Raw genomic sequence first — 17546 nt, forward strand, 5'->3', positions numbered from 1 at the left:
ATTTTTGTGCATGGAGACATCCTCCCGTGTTTTGCCTGATTATACAAACAGATTGATGATCAGGACGATGAAGAATGCTGCAAACGACAACAAGGTTTCCAATACGGTCCAGGTTTTAAATGTCTGTTTGACAGACAGCCCGAGATATTCTTTAACAAGCCAGAAACCGGCATCGTTGACATGGGAGAACATGAGCGATCCGGCGCCGGTTGCAATAACCAAAAGCGGAAGATTGATCCCTGTCATATGGACGACAATCGGATCGACGATGCCTGCTGCTGTGGTCAGCGCGACCGTTGCAGAACCGGTTGCGATCCGGATCAGGCCGGCTACAACAAAGGCCATGACAAGCGGTGAAAGCTGCCATTGCGTGGCAACCTGGGCAATCGCATCGCCGACACCGGAGGAAATCAGCACTTGTTTAAATGCCCCGCCTGCTGCGATGATCATCATGATCGAGGCGAGAGGAGCGAGGGATTCCCCGGTCAGTTTATTGATCAAATTCCGTCCGATGCCCTGTCTGGTCCCAAGCAAATAATAGGCGACGAACACTGAAATCAATAATGCAATCAGCGGGTTTCCGATAAAGTTTAAAAAATGGGCCAATTGGGCAGGCATCCGGACGAACGGGACAATCACCGTTCCGATCATTAAGATAATCGGCAGTAAAATCGTAAAAAAGGAAACCCCGACAGACGGATAAGAGGTTGCCGAAACATTTGCCGCCACTACTTTCGGTTCTGTTTCCGGTTTTACCCTTTTACTAATGTAATGAGCAAATAACGGGCCGCCAATGATACCGGCCGGCAAAGCAACAATCAATGAATAAAGCAAAACCTGCCCCACATCGGCATGAAAAATACCGATCGCTGCCATTGCTCCCGGATGGGGCGGGACGATGCCGTGTGAAATGGATAAAGCAGAAATCATCGGGATCGCAATCAGCAAAAGATTTTTCTTCGTTGTTTTTTGGATCGCAATCACAAGCGGCAGTAAAATGACAAGGCCGACTTCAAAAAATACCGGAATACTGATAATCAAGCCGGCAAAGAAAGTGGCCCATGGAAGATTACGGTCACCGAATGCCCGGGTGAAATAATTTGAAATCTGTATACCGGCGCCTGATTCGGACATCATTTTCCCTAGAATGGTGCCCAGTGCAAGAATCCCCAGCAATGAACTGAGAATACCCCCGACACCTTGTTCATAATCTATCACAATTTTTGTGATTGGCAGGCCGGCTGCAAGGCCAAGAGCCAAACTTGCAACTGACAGACTGATGAATGCATGCCATTTTACCCATGTGACCCCGACAATGACGAGTGCAATGGCAAGGATGGTAATCGTGATGAGATAAGCACTGCTCATGAAAATCACTGCTTTCTTTTATAATTTTAAGGGCATCAGCTGCTGATGAAGCGAATGGCCTCTATCAGTTGGATGCAAAACAGGGGGCCTTTCCCCCGGCCGCAACACCGCCGATGTATAAATAGGGCTGGCTTGTTTCCGGAGCCGGCTGAAAAACATTCCCGGTTCAAACGGAGAAAATGTCCGGCTAAAGCCGGCATTCATCTGCAGCTTTAAAACGCGGCCGGCGTCGGGCAATGTATGCTTTAAAACGCGGCTACTGCTTGCCTCGCATTCGTTTTGCAAAGGCAGAACGGTTATTCAGGCCGCGGTCAATACCTGTATAAAAGGCACAAAAATATCGCAGTACTGTTGCCTGCTGTAAAAATAGGCATCATGCATGGGTGCTCGGGTTTGATATAAAAACTCAAATTCAGCTTATATCGTTCATGTTTCCGCGTCTGTTCCAAATTGCGATTGTTGAAAAGCAGCAATATCGTTCCATTCATCGTTCAGTTTGCGCGAAAGGCGGATGAAGATCGGGAATAGCTGCTCATAAACCGCCACGTTTTCCGGAATCGGCTGATGGCTGTGTACAGAACCAACCATTGTGGAAACGACATCCAGACTGTCCGCTTCTCCTACCGCATACAAGCCAAGCACAGCCGCCCCCAGACAGGAACTTTCAAAACTTTCCGGAACATTGACCGGCTGATTGAAAATATCTGCCATCATCTGGCGCCAAAGCGGTGAACGGGCAAATCCCCCGGTTGCCTGGATCCGTGCCGGTTCTCCGGTTCTTTCCTTCATGGCCAGCATGACACTGTAAAGGTTGTAAATGATGCCCTCCAGTACGGCCCGGATCATATGTTGTTTTTCATGATGCAAAGTTAAGCCGAAGAAGGCGCCCCGGGCATTCGGGTTCCACAAAGGTGCGCGTTCCCCGCTGAAATACGGCTGAAAAATTAACCCGTCCGCACCCGGCTTCACACGCGATGCCATTCTTGTCAGCACATCATAAGGGCTGATGCCGAGCCGTTTCGCCGTTTCAACCTCGGAAGCTGCAAATTCATCCCTTGCCCATCTCAAGATGCCGCCTCCGTTATTGACAGGCCCGCCTACCACCCATTTATCCTCCGTCAATTCATAGCAGAAAAGCCTGCCTTTTGGGTCAGCAGAAGGATGGTCCAGCACGGTCCGGATCGCGCCGCTTGTGCCGATGGTGACCGCAACCACCCCCGGATCAATCGCGTCCACGCCGAGGTTTGAAAGCACACCGTCGCTTGCGCCGAGCACAAATGGCGTATCTTTGCCCAACCCCATTTGGTCTGCATACCGGGGATCAAGCCCGCTCATTATATGTGTTGTCGGAACGGGTTCGGATAACCGGTCCGCCGTTAATCCGGCCAGTTTTAATGCTTCTTCATCCCAGGACAAGTTATCCATTCTCATCAGGCCGGTGCAGGAGGCAATGGAATAATCAACCACGTATTGATGGAACAAACGGTAAAAAACATATTCTTTAATCGAAATAAATTTTGCTGCTTTTTGAAAGATTTCAGACCTTTCATGGCGCAGCCACATCAGTTTTGGCAAAGGGGACATCGGATGGATCGGCGTCCCCGTCCGCATATAGATTTCGTGGCCGCCCAATTCTTCTTTCAGTTTGCGGCACCAGCCCATGCTCCGGTTATCCGCCCAAGTGATGCAGCGCATAAGCGGCTTGCCTTCCCGACCTACAGGGATGACACTGTGCATGGCGCAGCTGAAGCTGACAAACCGGATTGTTTCGGGGCTTTGGCCGCTCTTCGCTGTAACGGCCTGAATGGCATGAAGGACAGCTTGAAAAATCTGGTCCGGATCTTGTTCTGCAGTAAATGCATCCGGCGTATACAACGGGTAACCTTGATTGGCATTTGCCAAAATGGTCCCGTCAGTTCTGTAAAGCACGGCTTTGGTGCTGGTTGTACCGATATCAACCCCTATCATACAGGCGTCATGCATCATAAAAGCCTCCTTTTTAGTATGTTAAAGCGAACGTAGCAAATTCATTGAATACTTGTCGACAACTTGAATGCAATAAAAAGCGATGCTTTCCGGGCCAGATTGCCGAAAAGAGATTGGAATATAAAACCCTGTGCCAGGCAGGCTGCGCCTACTCCGTTTTTCCCTCTTCCGGAAAAGATTTATCGAGTGTTCTTTTCGAGTCTTTAAAATAGGCAGAAACAGATTGTTCCACGTTTTCTTCGTTTCCGGTTAAAAGGCTGTTTACGATTTTTCGGTGTTTTTCAATGACCCATGCCAGATGCTCCGGGCCGTGGGCAAAAACATCTTCCGTTGTCACGAGGAGTACGGCCATGATCAGGGACTTCATGCCATTCCAAAGATTCAAGATCCGTTTATGGCCAGCATGGCGGATGATCCTGTCATGGAAAGAAAAATCGTAATAGGCGAAATCGCTGTGGTTCTCGTATTTTGCTGCAATCTTCATTTTATCGATCGTCTCGTTCAGGAACTGGATCAACTGTTCCTGTGGAGCAGCAGACACTCTTTGCTGCGCAAAAATCTCAATCATTTCACGTACATCGTACAGTTCATGAATATCTGCCAGCCCCATTCCCAATACGCGGGCGCCCATTCTTTCCAATTGAATAAGGCCGTCGTTGGCAAGAGCTTTCAATGCATCACGGACCGGCGAACGGCTCGTTCCGTATTTCCGCGCAATCTGGTTTTCGGAAATGATGTCGCCGGGTTTGATTTCATTTGTAAGGATCAGCAGGCGCAATTCATTTGCGATCTGCTCGCCAAGAGATGCATTTTTCATCCATTGTTCAGGGAACTGCAGCATATTCAAAACTCCCGTTCGTGTAAATTTGATCCCGAAAAGCCTGTCTCCATTTCAGGCAGCTTACTGGCCGGACCGGGTCACTGCATGCCCGCCAAATTCATTCCGGAGTGCGGCAACCACTTTGCCGGTAAAAGTATCTTTTTCAAGGGAACGGTACCGGTTCATTAAGGATAAGGCAATAACCGGTATGGATGCTTGTAAATCAAGTGCGGTTTCAACCGTCCATTTGCCTTCACCGGACGATGCCATGACCCCGCTGATTTCGTCGAGATGGGCGTCCTTCGAAAATGCATCTTCCAATAGTTCAACAAGCCAGCTGCGAATGACGGATCCGTGGTTCCATACCTTTGCAACAGCCTGGTTGTCGTAGTCATACGGGCTTTTTTCAAGAATTTCAAACCCTTCAGCCAATGCTTCCATCATGCCGTATTCAATGCCGTTATGCACCATTTTGAGGAAATGGCCGCTTCCCGGTTTTCCGGTGTATAAATATCCATCTTTTTCCGAAATTTTTTCAAAAAGGGGCTCCAACTGATCAAATACCGGCTTGTCTCCCCCGATCATCAGGCAGGCGCCATGCCGGGCTCCGCTGATTCCGCCGGACGTGCCGACATCAAGAAAATGAATGCCTTTGTTTTGAAGCGACGTATAATGCCTGCGTGAATCGGTATAATGAGAGTTGCCGCCGTCTATGACAATATCGCCGGCGCTGAGCAAACTGCTAAGCCTGTTAATGGTTTCGTTTGTCGGTTCCCCGGACGGCACCATCACCCAAATTTTTCTCGGGGCTTCAAGATTTTGGACCAGCGCTTCCAATGAAGGAAAGCACTTTGCCCGCGGATCAAGGGATGACAATTGTGCGGCCGCATCCTTGGATGTGTCATACGCCTTTACATCCACTTGGTGGTCCAGCATGTTGAGTGATAAATTCATACCCATTTTTCCAAGTCCAACGATCCCGATTTCCATAAGAGATCCTCCTCTTCATAAGATTGTAAGATTAGTATACTTGTCGACAAGTTGAATCGTGAGCGCTTTCTTTTTTGTGAAAAAGTAAAATGTTTTCGTTTTCAAATCCATCATAGTTGATCGAACAGGGGTTGTCAAGGAAGAGAATGTATTCCTATTTTTTCCACTTATCTGCATAGATGTGCACGCCGATCCGGCATGGGCGGTATCTAAACCGGATCAGATATCCAAAGAGGGTATACCAGGAAGAAGCCTCAAACGGCTTAGAGGTAAAAAGGAAGGTTTTTAAGCTGTTTGAAGCTTCTATTCTTTGATTCTTTCTTATCTGTTCTCATCTTAAGTAGAAGCTTAATATGCCAATAACCCAGAGGAATAGTATTATTCCTATAATTGAAAATAAAGTAATTTTTGTGCTTCTTTTCATGGTTCAGTCCCCTTATTATGAACACTTTTTACTGATCCACACATTCGCCCGTCCATCTTTTTCATCGCATTTTCACCGGTTCATCCATATTTATTATGCAAACAATAAGAAAATCCCTTTAAAAAATGCCCTTTTTTTTGCAGAAAAGTAAAATGTTTTTGCTTTCAAATCTTTCATTGTCCAAGAGAGAAGTGCCGCCGATCCGGCATGGGAATTTTTAGACTGGGCCGTAACTAAAACTTGATGCAGATCAAATGCAGATTTTCACAATTGAGATAGAATAAAGAGAGGGGATATTAACGGATCGGAGTGAAAAAAGATGAAAACGATCATTGTGTATTCAACCATGACAGGTACAACGGAATTTATGGCAGAACAAATTGCGGCAGCCCTGACAGAAGCGGGTTATGCCGTTGATATAGCAGAGTCAACCAATACATCGCCGCACGAGCTTGCCGGTTATGATCTGATTTTGATCGGCGCAAATACCTGGGATGAGGGTGATCTTTGGGATGAGATGATCGATTTTTATGAGGAGCTACCGGGTGTCGATTTAACCGGCAAAAAAGGGGCGGTGTTTGGCGCCGGCGACTCGTTTTACGAGCATTTCGCCACCGCGGTGGATACGATGGAGGAAGCATTGAAAAAGCAGGGGTGCGAGCTGCTGTTGGACGGGTTAAAAGTAGATGTCGTCCCGGATGAGGAAATCGAAACCGCCTGCAAAGATTTTGCCCGGAAACTTGATTTGCGCTGCCGCGAGTTGGGACTGGTGTAGAAATGAATACCGTTATCCTGCACAAGCTTTCCCTTTTGCCGGAAGAGCCGGGGTGCTATTTGATGAAAAGCCGGGAAGGGGAAATCATTTATGTTGGAAAGGCAAAAAAGCTGAAAAACCGGGTACGCTCTTACTTTACTGGTTCCCATGATGAAAAAACAACCCAGCTTGCCGGAGAGATTTCTGATCTGGAGTGGATCGTCACAGCGACCAACAAGGAGGCTTTGGTGCTGGAAATGAATCTGATTAAGCAGTACCGGCCGAAATACAATATTATGCTAAAAGATGATAAAAGCTACCCCTTTATCAAAATTACGGATGAACGGCACCCTCAGCTCATTTTAACGCGCGAAGCAGGCCGTGATAAAGGGAAATATTTCGGCCCGTTTCCGAATGCCCGGGCGGCAGCGGAGACAAAAAAAGTACTGGACAGGCTTTATCCGCTCAGGCGTTGTCCGGAATCAAGCACCCGCCCCTGCCTGTATTACCAGCTTGGGCTGTGCATTGGCACCTGTGCAAGGGAAGTGGGTGAAGAAGAATACAAGGAACAAATCCGCAAAATTGTCCGTTTTTTCCACGGCGGTTACCGGGAAGTTTTAAAAGACATGAAAAAAGAAATGAACCAGGCAGCAACTCAGCTTGATTTTGAAAAAGCGGAACAACTGAAGGAACAAATGATGCAAATTGAAGTGACCATGGAACATCAAAATATCGTGCTAAACGACCCTGTAAGCCGGGATATATTCGGCTTTGCTGTGCAAGGCGGCTTGATGTGCGTCCATGTTTTTTATATGCGTGATGGCAGGATTATGGAGAGGGAGGTTATGTTCAGGCCGATCGGAAGCAAGGAGCCGGGAAGGGCATTTCTTGGCTTTTTACAGCTTTTTTATGGCAATGGGGGCAATGCGTTGCCAAAGGAAATACTCCTTCCGGCAGCAGTTGGGAAGGAAGCGGCCGAAATGTGCATTTCCGCCCGTATCGTGCAGCCGAAACGCGGGCAGAAAAAAGAAATGGTGCAGCTGGCAACTAAAAATGCGCGCATTGCGCTGGAAGAAAAGGTCTCGTTAATGGAGCTTGAAACGGTGTAGACTGCCGCATATTTCACGGCAATATCGGCAAAAGAATGCGTACTGCAGTGCCTTTGCCAGGTTCGCTTTTTACATTGATAGAGCCCCCGTGAAGTTCCACGAGCTGTTTTGTGATCGCCACACATCATCTATACCGCATCCGGGGCAATTTGTCTGTAAAGCGTTTTCCGGGTAAAATGGCATGAGAAGCTAAGCCATCATCCAATGAACATAGCGCTTGGGCAAAATCAAATCCTTTTTTAGGGGGGCTCGTCATATGGAGTGCCGTCATCATATCCATGGTTCCCATCCCGGGCATGGTTGTAACAGCCATGCGGGATGCATACGGCTCGTGCCGATTTTCAACCATCTGGAAGAAGAACAGATGGCGAAAATCGGGGCGTCTGTTGAAACGCTGGCATTACAAAAAGGGGAAATGCTTTTCCGGGCAGGGGAAAGAGATGATACGCTGTATATTATCCATACCGGAAAAGTGAGGATTTACCGGTTGGCTGATTCGGGAAAGGAGCAGCTTGTCCGCATATTAAACCCGGGTGATTTTACCGGCGAGCTGGCTGTTTTTCAACCGGGGGAAATTCATGAGAATTACGCAGAGGCCCTGCAGGATTCGACCATCTGCAGGATGAAACAGAAGGACCTTCAAGCCTATTTGCTGGCATATCCCCAAATCGCTTTAAAAATTTTAACGGAAATCACGAAGCGTTTGGAAGAATCGGAAAAACAAACGGCCCGGGTAGCGGTCGAAAACGTGGAATCCAGAATCATCTCCTTTTTAGCCAGTTGTGTGGAACAAAGCGGCGCGGATGATACGGTGATTGCCTTGCCAATGTCTAAAAAAGATTTGGCTTCTTATCTGGGAACAACCCCCGAAACCATCAGCCGAAAGTTTACAAACCTGGAAAAACAGGGATTAATAGAGCAGTTGCCAAATAAGAAAATCAAAATTCCTGATTTGGACGGGCTGTTATTGTATGCAGATGAGGCAACATCAGCCGGCGGGCACCATTAAAAAGCACCGAACAAAATAAACAAGCGGCGGGAAACCACTATAATGGCGGCCCGCCGCTTTTTGTGTGTGCAAAATTTTGCTTGCGCATTTTTTCAATGGACCCGTCCTGCGGTGTATTTTTAAATTAAAAAATCTTGACAAGGGTCAATGATGAAAGCAACGGGCTCTTTTAAAATAATCGTATAACAGGTGAGGGGGAGTCCCAATGTTAGAACAAATCCATCAACATAAGTATCATCTGGCATGGATCGCCGGCGTTTTGATCGTTCTTGGTTTATTGATGAAATGGTTGGGCTTTTACGCCTGGAGGGGTGGTTTTTTGATGGCGGCAACCGTTGCTGCTGTCCTTCCCATCGCCATCAAAGCCTGGCAAGCGGCCAGGATGAAAACGTTCAGTATTGAGTTGCTCGTTACGGTGGCGGTTGCAGGCGCCTTCCTGATCCACGAATATATGGAATCCGCAGCTGTCACTTTCCTGTTTCTGTTCGGCGATTATTTAGAAGCCAGGACATTAAAAAAAACCCGTTCATCTTTAAAGCAATTGGCGGATATGGCCCCGCAGGAAGCGATCTTGCTTCAAGAAGACGGAACCCGCAAAAAAACGGCTGCAGATCGCGTCCGGGCGGGGAACAAGCTGGTAGTCCTCCCGGGCGGCAAAATACCGGTTGACGGGACCATTGCAAAGGGCCGGGCATTCGTGAATGAATCAGCGGTTACCGGGGAACCGGCCCCCGTCATGAAAAAAGAAAACGATCCTGTTTTTAGCGGCTCGATTTTGGATACCGGCTATATCGAAATGATCGCTGAAAAAGTCGGGGATGACACAACGTTTGCAAAGATGATTGAACTGGTGGAAGAAGCCCAGGATGCAAAATCAAAAACCGAACGTTTTCTCGACCGGTTTGCCAACTATTACACACCGGCGATTGTCATCCTTGCACTTGCTGTGTTTGTTTTTACCCGTGATTTTCACAAAGCGATTACCTTCCTGGTCATTGCCTGCCCGGGTGCGCTTGTGATTGGCGCTCCCGTGTCAAATGTAGCGGGGATTGGAAACGGCGCGAAACACGGTGCGCTGATCAAAGGCGGCGATGTGATGGAAAAACTCGCAAAAGTGGATACGCTCGTATTTGATAAAACCGGCACGCTGACAAAAGGAAAGCCGGAAGTCACGGATGTGCACCTGTTTGGCAAAAGGCGCGAAGAGGAAGTGCTCGGGCTTGTAGCCAAGGCGGAAACCGTCTCTGAACACCCGCTTGGCCAAACGATTGTGAAAGAAGCTGAAGCAAGAGGCATCCCGTTTAACCGGTACCACTTGCAGGAAGGCGAAGCGATAAAAGGGAAAGGAATTGCGGCAACCATTGACGGCATCGCCGTTACAGCGGGGAACCGCAAATGGATGGACGCACAAGGCATCGCTATTTCTCCATCAGCGGGCAGTTACGCAACCGATCGTGAAAAAATGGGGAATACGGCTATTTTTATTGCAGCCAATGGAAAGTTAGAAGCCATTCTGTCCATCGCCGACCAAATCCGTGAAGATGCCCGGGCTGCCTTGGAGGATATGCGTGCTGCCGGGATCAAAAGGATCGTCATGTTAACGGGCGATAACCGCCATACCGCCCGGGCCGTCGCCAGCCAATTGGGCATTGATGCCTTTTATGCAGAGCTGCTTCCGGATGAAAAAGTGGAGTATGTGAAGAAACTGAAAGAGGGAGGAGCGGTTGTGGCGATGGCAGGAGACGGCATGAATGATGCCCCTGCGATTGCAACTGCAGATATCGGGCTTGCCATGGGGAAAGGCGGAACGGATATCTCTATCGAAACGGCTGATATCGTTTTGATGGCAGACAAGCTTTCCCAATATGCCCATGCCTTTGCCCTTTCGAAAAAAACGATGCGGAATATGAAACAGAATATAGCAGTGGCACTTTCGGTCGTCGTATTTTTGCTTGTTGGGGTTCTCCGGGGGCAGGTAGACCTTGCAGCCGGCATGTTTGTCCATGAAGGCAGCGTTTTAGCTGTTATTCTCAATGCGATGCGGTTGATCGGGTTTGCACCAAAAGGCGGACGGCAGAAGTTCAAGATCAGCAAAATGGGCGAACTTGATGGAGATCAATTACGGAAACCGGTGCGGCATGTAAAATAAAAACAAAAGTCCTACGGTGTGATGTCAAGGGTTAAAAACAAGTGAATTGGAAATTTTGTTGGCTCTATGTCGTAAAAATGGCAATACTGAACTAAGCCTCCAGATAATTGGAATAATCTGGAAGTTTTCAAGTTCAGGCTATCGATGATGGTTACCTGGTTACCTCATCGCGTCACCTTCTTTTTCGGCGCATAAATTTGATCGTTGCGGAGCAGCGCATCGATCAGGCGCACCAGTTTTCTTGCCGTTAAGACGAGGGCGCGTTTGTGTGAGTGCTTATGCACCTCACGATATTTCTTTTGGTAAAAGGCGCGGTACTCAGGTTCGTGTCGCCGGACCAGATTGGCAGCCTCAACCAGGTAATACCGGAGATAACGATTGCCTGTACGCGCAAGCATTTTGTCATCAGCCTCAAAATCACCCGATTGGTGGCGGGGCCAGAACAATCCGGCAAATTTTGCGATCGCGGCTTGGTCGTCAAAGCGCTCAATGTCGCCGATTTCAGCGAGAATCCCAGCACAGCTCACCGGGCCTATTCCCGGAATGGTCTGGAGGGTATTCGGGATTCCATCAAGAACGCGGGCAATCGCCTTATCCAAATCCTTGATTTGGCGTTTAAGATGCCGGATGATCTCAATAGAACTGCCCAGGACCAAGTCAATCGAATCCTCCACACATTTAGAAAGCCGGTAAGAGGACCGGGCAGCTTTTTGGATGGATGCGGCCAAATCCTCGGGATCGCTAAAGCGGCCATGGCCTTTGGTCTGGAGATACATCGCTAAGTCCTCCAGAGGCATTTGGGCAATTTCATCGAGGCTATAGGCCTCAAGCAAAAATTCCGTTATGGCATGACCGAAGACCGGTGTATCCACTTCAAGGTTAAAGGCACTGAATTTGAAAAACAGATGATTCAAAAATACCTGTTGTTCCCGGGTTAAACTTTGAATCAGGTGATAGCGCATCCGTGTTAACCGTTGAAGGGCAAGGTATTGTTCTGACTGAATCACGGATTTCGGCAATCTCCCGAAACGCAAGCGGTCCGCAATTACCCAGGCATCTTTGGGATCGGTCTTGTCCATCTCGGCATAAGCCTTTTTGAAATTTCTCACCAGCTTCGGATTCAGGGTAAACACCTTTGTACGACGCTGTTTCAGCTCGGGATCTTCATGGAAAAACATTGCCGGGTGCCAACTATACACAGATGTGGCCTCCATGGCGATCTGGATGGTGTCATCCGCCTCCGCATGTTGGAGGATGGTGTCTCTTAACTCAGAGGCACCGGGAAGATTGTTTGTCACCGTTTGGGTGGCCAACGTTTCCCCCATTCCATCCATCAGGCAGGCATCGAGGTTTTTGGAGCTCACGTCAATACCGACAAATAAGGGCATATGATTTCCTCCTCTCTGTATTGGGATCGATGGAATCGGACGCTTCGGGATATCCCCAGATGGCTTGCCGATCTGTCAGCCTCGCGTATGAGAACTCATCCGGGCCGTGGGCTGCCTGGAACTGCTCATTTCCAGCACGGAGATCCGGAGGAACGGCCTACGGGTTAGACGTTCAAGCAAGAACCTGGGGATGCAGACTTTTCGAGTAGTCAGGCTACAAGGAGGGGAAGCATTGACCCAAACGATCCTAAGACCATTATCCGGGAACATCGCGAAGCGTCCAAGTCCGAACTTGTATTCCGGGCTCGCCCGGAATACAAAATCTTATATTCACTTGTCAATGAGCAGCAGAATGAACTGGAAATTGACATCCACTTTGGATTTAAACTTATTATACGAGGAGGGAAACGGAATGAAAAAAGCCGTGATGCAATTAGAAACGTTAACCTGTCCGTCTTGTATGAAAAAAATAGAAGGCGCGCTGGACAAAGTGGAAGGCGTGGAAAATGTGAAAGTACTTTTCAACGCCAGCAAGGCAAAAGTAGATTTCGACGAGGCAAAGGTTTCAACAGATGAGTTGAAAGAAATCGTTGAAAAAACAGGCTATCAAGTTCAAGCAGTAAAGACGAATTAAAGGTGAAAAGGTTGAGGCCGGTTGCTGGCCCCAACCTTTTTATGAAAAAAGCTTATCTGCTGCAACTTGAAATCCTGGTAATAACTGTGATTGAACCACACCGGCATTTTTTGCAATGTCTTTCAGGATATAGTTTTCTTCGCCATTCAGGACGTATAACCTTTATGTTTGAATTCGGGCCTGAAACAAGTAAAGAACCATCTTCTTGTGCATTGCTAAGAATACATAAGATTGGCCGGCTGCAGGCAGATTATCTTCATCAAATGTTACAATAGAACTTCCGTCTTCTGAGATTCCGCCGGCTTTTTGAACGGGAATAGATGTGTTAGTCTCCAATTCTCCTTTCATATTTTCTAATACTGTCACTTTGTAATTGGTATAGGGTGTGGAGATTTCTTTTGTACCATCTTCTGTTTCAATTTGTGTTGTATTTTTGTACTCAGTCCCGGTTTTCTCATCAACACGTGCTAAAAATACATAATCAGCGTCTCCAACAGTTTCTTCAGGGTTATCCATATTGGAAAAGTCCCGTCCATGTGTACTTTTTTTGGATGTTTGCTGGTTTTATTGGCTGCTGAGTTGTTAGTGCAAGCCCCTATAGCCACTGCCATTTATGGGGGATATTCAAAGTTTGCCGGGATAGCTGATAAATTCAAACCGATGTATTGTACCTGCCACCTTAATCGTCTAAAATGGATAACGGACTGTGAAAATATCGGGGGGCCATCTATTCTATGGCTCAGAAAAAAGGCGAAGAAGGCTGGCCCGTATCCGGCATCTTTTTACGGACAAACTTGGCACATATTCAACGCAACTGAGGATTGATATCTTTTGTCGAATATGGTAGGATAACAACATATAGAAATTCTTAAACAAAAAAATACTAAATATAGTATGCGAGTATTGGTGGCTTTGAAATGCCTGAAAAGGGAATCCGGTGGGAAACCGGAGCTGCCCCCGCAACTGTCAGTGTGGACGAAAGAGCGAACCACTGTACCGGCTGCTTTTTTTTGGCGGCGGTATGGGAAGGGCTTCATTAGAATGAAACACAAGCCAGGAGACCTGCCAATACTTGAAGTTTCTATTCTTCGGGGTGCGGGAACGGGAAACGGCGGAACAGATGATCACGGATGCTGTTTTTCTGCCGTTTTTGCCGTTCATCCCCCTGAAATGAACGGCTTTTTTGCGTTCAAAAAAGGGAGGGGAAAACATGGCAACTTCTATTCAACTGGAATCAAAAGAAATGATTTTGCAGCTCATTGATCAAATGTCCGCAGGCCTGGACATTGAGACCGGCGCTTATAAGGAAAAGATTTTAAAATTATGGGACCCGGACGCCACTTTGGCGGAAAAAACAGATCTGCTTATTAAACATGCCCTTGAAAATATCGATGAAGCAGGTGCGGCCTGGACATTCTTTGCAGCAAGAATTTACTTACATAAGCTTTATGCCGAAGCCGCCAAAAACCGGCATTATGATCCAGCCCTCAAGTACGGGCCTTTCTATGATTTGCTCAGGCAGCTGGCAGAAAAGGGCATTTATTCTCCAAAACTGCTTGACAAATATACAAAGCAGGAAATCGAAACGCTCGGCCGCATAATCGACCCGGAGAAGGATTTGCTTTTTACGTATCCCGGCCTCTATACGCTCGTAACCCGTTATCTGGCAAGCGATTTTGACAAGCATGTCTATGAACTGCCGCAGGAGCGCTGGATGGTGATTGCGATGTACCTGATGCAGGATGAGCAGCAGGAAACCCGCATGGAGCATGTGAAGGAAGCGTACTGGGCGCTCAGCAATCTGTACATGACGGTCGCAACCCCGACGCTTGCGAATGCGGGCAAAACGCACGGCCAGCTGTCGAGCTGTTTCATTGATACAGTAAGTGACAGCCTGCAATCAATCTATGACAGCAATACCGACATCGCCCAGCTTTCGAAAAACGGCGGCGGGATCGGCGTGTATATGGGAAAAATCCGTGGGCGGGGAAGCGCGATTAAAGGTTTCCCGGGCATGTCGAGCGGCGTGGTGCCGTGGATCAAACAACTGAACAATACGGCGGTGAGCGTGGACCAGCTCGGGACAAGAAAAGGCGCCATTACCGTCTACCTCGATGTTTGGCACCGCGACATCGAAGATTTTCTCGATTTGAAGTTAAATAACGGCGATGACCGGCTCCGTGCGCGCGATATTTATACGGGCGTGTGCATCCCGGATTATTTTATGGAACAGGTGGAAAACCGCGGGGACTGGTATTTGTTTGATCCGCATGAAGTAAAAGAAGTCATGGGGTTTGCCCTTGAAGATTTTTACGATGAAGAGAAGGGAAAAGGGAGCTGGCGTGAAAAATATGAGGCGTGCATTCATGCCGGTCTCCGCTCAAAAAGGAAAGTACCGGCAATCGAGATTATGAAGCGCATCATGAGATCGCAGCTTGAAACAGGAGCGCCGTTTATGTTTTACCGCGATGAAGTGAACCGGCAAAACCCGAACAGCCACAAAGGGATCATTTACTGTTCCAATTTATGCACAGAAATTGCCCAGAACCAGTCCCCGACTGAGCTGATTGAAGAATGGATCGAAGAAGAAAATATGATCGTAAAGAAATACCGTTCCGGGGATTATGTCGTTTGCAACTTGAGTTCCATCAATCTTGGGAAAGCCGTCCCGGACGGGGTGCTCGAACGGCTTATCCGCATTCAGGTCCGCATGCTCGACCATGTGATAGATGTCAATACGTTACCTATTAAACAAGTGCAAATTACGAATAAGAAGTACCGTGCGGTCGGGCTTGGCACGTTTGGCTGGCATCATTTGCTGGCACTTGAAGGAATTGAATGGGAAACGGAAGCAGCCGTCGAATATGCGGATAAACTGTATGAAAACATTGCCTACTATGCGATTAAAAGCAGCATGGAATTAGCCAGGGAAAAGGGCAGCTATCCGGCATTTCCAGGCAGCAAGTGGAGCACCGGCGCTTATTTTACCGGCAAAGGCTACACGAGCGAACGCTGGTTAGCGCTTGCTGAAGAAGTGAAACAATACGGCTTGCGGAACGGGTATTTAATGGCGGTTGCGCCGAATGCGACCACTTCGATTATTGCCGGCTCGACAGCAAGCATCGACCCGGTTTTCCAGCCTTATTATATGGAAGAAAAAAAGGATTACAAATTTCCGGTGACAGCGCCTGATTTAAACCATCGGACGTACAATATTTACCGCCGTTCGGCTTATAAACTTGACCAAAGATGGTCCGTCCGGCAGAATGCGGCAAGGCAAAAACATATTGACCAGAGCATCTCTTTCAATTTCTATGTGCCGTATAATATCCGCGCGCAAGTATTGCTTGATCTCCATTTGCAGGCTTGGAAGTCCGGCTTGAAAACGACCTATTATGTGCGCTCGACCTCCAGTGAAGTGGAAGAATGCGAGTGGTGCCAAAGTTGAAAGTGCTGATTGCATACTTGTCCTACAGCGGCAATACAAAAGAAACGGCGGAGCTGCTGGCATTCTGGTGCAGGGCGCGCGGGATTGCGGTGGACATGCACGCCATTGGCATTTCCCCGCCGTTTTCGCCGCACGACTATGATTTGATCCTGGTCGGGACATTCACATGGGAACGGGGAGCCACGCCTGAAGAAGTGAAGGATTTTGTGCTGGAAATTGGCTGGAAACCTCCCAATGTCGCTGTGTTCGGAACGGGGGATACGCAGTTTGGCGGTGATGATTTATTCTGCCTAGCCGCCCGCAAACTTGCAAAATTTTACAACAGTCCGTGGGAACCGTTGAAAATTGAACAGTCTCCGAGGGGAAGCCAGGAAAAAGAAGTGGAAAAATGGATAGAAGGAGTGCTGGAAGATGTCAAACGCTTTGCTGGAAAAAGCGAAAACGTTGGATCCGGTTCACCCGAATAAAGCGACTGCCTTATTCGGAGGGAAGTCAAGCGGGATTTTAAACTGGAATGATCTTGCTTATCCGCACTGGTACAAAACGTATAAACGGTTGTTGGGGAATTACTGGCAGTCGGATGAAGTGAATATGTCGACAGATGTGAAACAATTCCCGCTGTTATCGGAAAAAGAGCAGGAAACGTTTTTGAAAATCATCAGCCTGCTGGCAACGCTCGATTCGTCACAAACGAGGACGATTTTGCTTGCTTCGCTGTATGCGACTGATCCGTCCGTCCAATCGATTTTGGCGGTGATTGCCCAGCAGGAAGCTGTCCACAATGAGAGTTATTCTTATATTTTATCGTCCGTCGTGTCCCTTGATAAACAAAATGAAGCATTTGAAATCGGGCGGAAAGATCCGGTACTACTAAAGCGGAATGAAAAGCTGATGGAGCAATACAATGCGTTTGCCCGGCAGCCGGATGTGGAAGACATTGTAAAAACGCTCGTGTATTCGACATTGCTGGAAGGGTTGTTCTTTTATTCCGGTTTTGCTTTCTTTTATAATCTGGCGCGGCAGAACAAAATGGTCGGCACATCGACGATGATCAGTTATATTAACCGCGATGAGCTGGAGCACGGGCGCTTTATTTCGGAACTGATCCGCGCGGTGCTTTCCGAACATCCGGAATTGAACACGCCGGCCTTTTCCGATTGGGTATATGCCCGGTTCCGCGAGTCCGTTGACTTGGAAACCGAGTGGTCGGAATACGTGCTCCGGGGCGTGGAAGGGATCGATCTTGAGGAAATGGCCGGTTTTATCAAATACCGTGCCAATAAAATGCTGCGCATGATCGGATTAAGCGAGCTGTACCCGGAACATGTTGAAAATCCGATGAAATGGATCCGCGCCTATGCAGATAATTTCGACGCAACGAAAACGGACTTCTTTGAACAAAAGTCCCGTTCTTATACGAAAGTGAGCGATTTGAACGGATTTGACGAGCTGTAATCTGCCTTTAGA

15 protein-coding genes and 1 riboswitch are annotated in these 17546 nt (G+C 47.9%); of the genes, 8 read left to right on the forward strand and 7 right to left on the reverse strand.

Translation table 11 applies throughout. The features are described from left to right. Window positions 1-39: 39 nt before the first annotated feature. The 4 genes from NSU00_RS01310 to gnd form a co-directional block, all read right to left on the reverse strand. Window positions 40-1368, reverse strand: coding sequence for a GntT/GntP/DsdX family permease (locus NSU00_RS01310; protein ID WP_340703247.1), 1329 nt, complete (start codon window positions 1366-1368; stop codon window positions 40-42). Window positions 1369-1794: 426 nt separating this feature from the next. Continuing rightward, window positions 1795-3351 carry a gluconokinase gene (gntK, locus tag NSU00_RS01315; RefSeq protein ID WP_340703900.1) on the reverse strand — a complete coding sequence of 519 codons (1557 nt, stop codon included), beginning with the start codon at window positions 3349-3351 and terminating at the stop codon, window positions 1795-1797. Window positions 3352-3502: 151 nt separating this feature from the next. Then, on the reverse strand, window positions 3503-4195 hold the full coding sequence (locus NSU00_RS01320) for a GntR family transcriptional regulator (RefSeq protein ID WP_013858168.1): 693 nt from the start codon (window positions 4193-4195) through the stop codon (window positions 3503-3505). A 60-nt stretch (window positions 4196-4255) separates the two neighbouring features. Further along, window positions 4256-5164 carry a phosphogluconate dehydrogenase (NAD(+)-dependent, decarboxylating) gene (gnd, locus tag NSU00_RS01325; protein WP_118499530.1) on the reverse strand — a complete coding sequence of 303 codons (909 nt, stop codon included), beginning with the start codon at window positions 5162-5164 and terminating at the stop codon, window positions 4256-4258. Between the two features lie 743 nt (window positions 5165-5907). Between gnd and NSU00_RS01330 the strand changes: the two genes are divergently transcribed. Beyond that, the gene (locus NSU00_RS01330; RefSeq protein ID WP_340703248.1) at window positions 5908-6363 is read left to right on the forward strand and encodes a flavodoxin; all 456 of its coding nucleotides are present in this window, start codon (window positions 5908-5910) and stop codon (window positions 6361-6363) included. 2 nt (window positions 6364-6365) lie between these two features. Then, the gene (gene uvrC, locus NSU00_RS01335; protein WP_340703249.1) at window positions 6366-7451 is read left to right on the forward strand and encodes an excinuclease ABC subunit UvrC; all 1086 of its coding nucleotides are present in this window, start codon (window positions 6366-6368) and stop codon (window positions 7449-7451) included. Window positions 7452-7464: 13 nt separating this feature from the next. Here uvrC and NSU00_RS01340 read toward each other — a convergent pair whose 3' ends face one another. After that, window positions 7465-7572, reverse strand: a complete 108-nt coding sequence (locus NSU00_RS01340; protein ID WP_302466540.1) for an ATP-binding protein — start codon at window positions 7570-7572, stop codon at window positions 7465-7467. A gap of 135 nt (window positions 7573-7707) precedes the next feature. Between NSU00_RS01340 and NSU00_RS01345 the strand changes: the two genes are divergently transcribed. Further along, window positions 7708-8460, forward strand: a complete 753-nt coding sequence (locus tag NSU00_RS01345; RefSeq protein WP_340703250.1) for a Crp/Fnr family transcriptional regulator — start codon at window positions 7708-7710, stop codon at window positions 8458-8460. Window positions 8461-8665: 205 nt separating this feature from the next. Then, the gene (locus tag NSU00_RS01350; protein ID WP_340703251.1) at window positions 8666-10609 is read left to right on the forward strand and encodes a heavy metal translocating P-type ATPase; all 1944 of its coding nucleotides are present in this window, start codon (window positions 8666-8668) and stop codon (window positions 10607-10609) included. A 164-nt stretch (window positions 10610-10773) separates the two neighbouring features. Here NSU00_RS01350 and NSU00_RS01355 read toward each other — a convergent pair whose 3' ends face one another. Next, window positions 10774-11997 carry an IS110 family transposase gene (locus NSU00_RS01355; protein WP_340703252.1) on the reverse strand — a complete coding sequence of 408 codons (1224 nt, stop codon included), beginning with the start codon at window positions 11995-11997 and terminating at the stop codon, window positions 10774-10776. 412 nt (window positions 11998-12409) lie between these two features. Between NSU00_RS01355 and NSU00_RS01360 the strand changes: the two genes are divergently transcribed. After that, complete coding sequence (locus tag NSU00_RS01360; protein ID WP_017553182.1) at window positions 12410-12631, forward strand: heavy-metal-associated domain-containing protein; 222 nt, start codon at window positions 12410-12412, stop codon at window positions 12629-12631. 162 nt (window positions 12632-12793) lie between these two features. Here NSU00_RS01360 and NSU00_RS01365 read toward each other — a convergent pair whose 3' ends face one another. Further along, window positions 12794-13147 (reverse strand): hypothetical protein, encoded by a 354-nt coding sequence (locus tag NSU00_RS01365; protein ID WP_265114521.1) that lies wholly within the window; start codon window positions 13145-13147, stop codon window positions 12794-12796. Between the two features lie 371 nt (window positions 13148-13518). Continuing rightward, window positions 13519-13715, forward strand: a riboswitch (cobalamin riboswitch). 126 nt (window positions 13716-13841) lie between these two features. Here NSU00_RS01365 and NSU00_RS01370 point away from each other — a divergent pair. From NSU00_RS01370 to NSU00_RS01380, 3 genes are read left to right on the forward strand one after another with little or no spacing between them, the layout of a single operon-like run. Further along, the gene (locus tag NSU00_RS01370; RefSeq protein ID WP_061574562.1) at window positions 13842-16079 is read left to right on the forward strand and encodes a ribonucleoside-diphosphate reductase subunit alpha; all 2238 of its coding nucleotides are present in this window, start codon (window positions 13842-13844) and stop codon (window positions 16077-16079) included. Then, window positions 16064-16546, forward strand: a complete 483-nt coding sequence (locus NSU00_RS01375; protein ID WP_019721070.1) for a flavodoxin — start codon at window positions 16064-16066, stop codon at window positions 16544-16546. Before NSU00_RS01370 ends, NSU00_RS01375 begins: the two co-directional genes overlap by 16 nt. Beyond that, on the forward strand, window positions 16491-17534 hold the full coding sequence (locus NSU00_RS01380) for a ribonucleotide-diphosphate reductase subunit beta (protein WP_029142232.1): 1044 nt from the start codon (window positions 16491-16493) through the stop codon (window positions 17532-17534). Before NSU00_RS01375 ends, NSU00_RS01380 begins: the two co-directional genes overlap by 56 nt. Window positions 17535-17546 lie beyond the last annotated feature (12 nt).

This window comes from Weizmannia sp. FSL W8-0401 (genome assembly GCF_038009125.1).
Taxonomy (GTDB): Bacteria; Bacillota; Bacilli; order Bacillales; family Bacillaceae_C; genus Weizmannia; species Weizmannia coagulans.

What these genes read in the sequence shown, in the direction of transcription:
- NSU00_RS01310 (WP_340703247.1), bottom strand. Translation starts at nt 1,368, where the DNA reads ATGAGCAGTGCTTATCTCATCACGATTACCATCCTTGCCATTGCACTC.
- gntK (WP_340703900.1), bottom strand. Translation starts at nt 3,351, where the DNA reads ATGCATGACGCCTGTATGATAGGGGTTGATATCGGTACAACCAGCACC.
- NSU00_RS01320 (WP_013858168.1), bottom strand. Translation starts at nt 4,195, where the DNA reads ATGCTGCAGTTCCCTGAACAATGGATGAAAAATGCATCTCTTGGCGAG.
- gnd (WP_118499530.1), bottom strand. Translation starts at nt 5,164, where the DNA reads ATGGAAATCGGGATCGTTGGACTTGGAAAAATGGGTATGAATTTATCA.
- NSU00_RS01330 (WP_340703248.1), top strand. Translation starts at nt 5,908, where the DNA reads ATGAAAACGATCATTGTGTATTCAACCATGACAGGTACAACGGAATTT.
- uvrC (WP_340703249.1), top strand. Translation starts at nt 6,366, where the DNA reads ATGAATACCGTTATCCTGCACAAGCTTTCCCTTTTGCCGGAAGAGCCG.
- NSU00_RS01345 (WP_340703250.1), top strand. Translation starts at nt 7,708, where the DNA reads ATGGAGTGCCGTCATCATATCCATGGTTCCCATCCCGGGCATGGTTGT.
- NSU00_RS01350 (WP_340703251.1), top strand. Translation starts at nt 8,666, where the DNA reads ATGTTAGAACAAATCCATCAACATAAGTATCATCTGGCATGGATCGCC.
- NSU00_RS01355 (WP_340703252.1), bottom strand. Translation starts at nt 11,997, where the DNA reads ATGCCCTTATTTGTCGGTATTGACGTGAGCTCCAAAAACCTCGATGCC.
- NSU00_RS01360 (WP_017553182.1), top strand. Translation starts at nt 12,410, where the DNA reads ATGAAAAAAGCCGTGATGCAATTAGAAACGTTAACCTGTCCGTCTTGT.
- NSU00_RS01365 (WP_265114521.1), bottom strand. Translation starts at nt 13,147, where the DNA reads ATGGATAACCCTGAAGAAACTGTTGGAGACGCTGATTATGTATTTTTA.
- NSU00_RS01370 (WP_061574562.1), top strand. Translation starts at nt 13,842, where the DNA reads ATGGCAACTTCTATTCAACTGGAATCAAAAGAAATGATTTTGCAGCTC.
- NSU00_RS01380 (WP_029142232.1), top strand. Translation starts at nt 16,491, where the DNA reads ATGTCAAACGCTTTGCTGGAAAAAGCGAAAACGTTGGATCCGGTTCAC.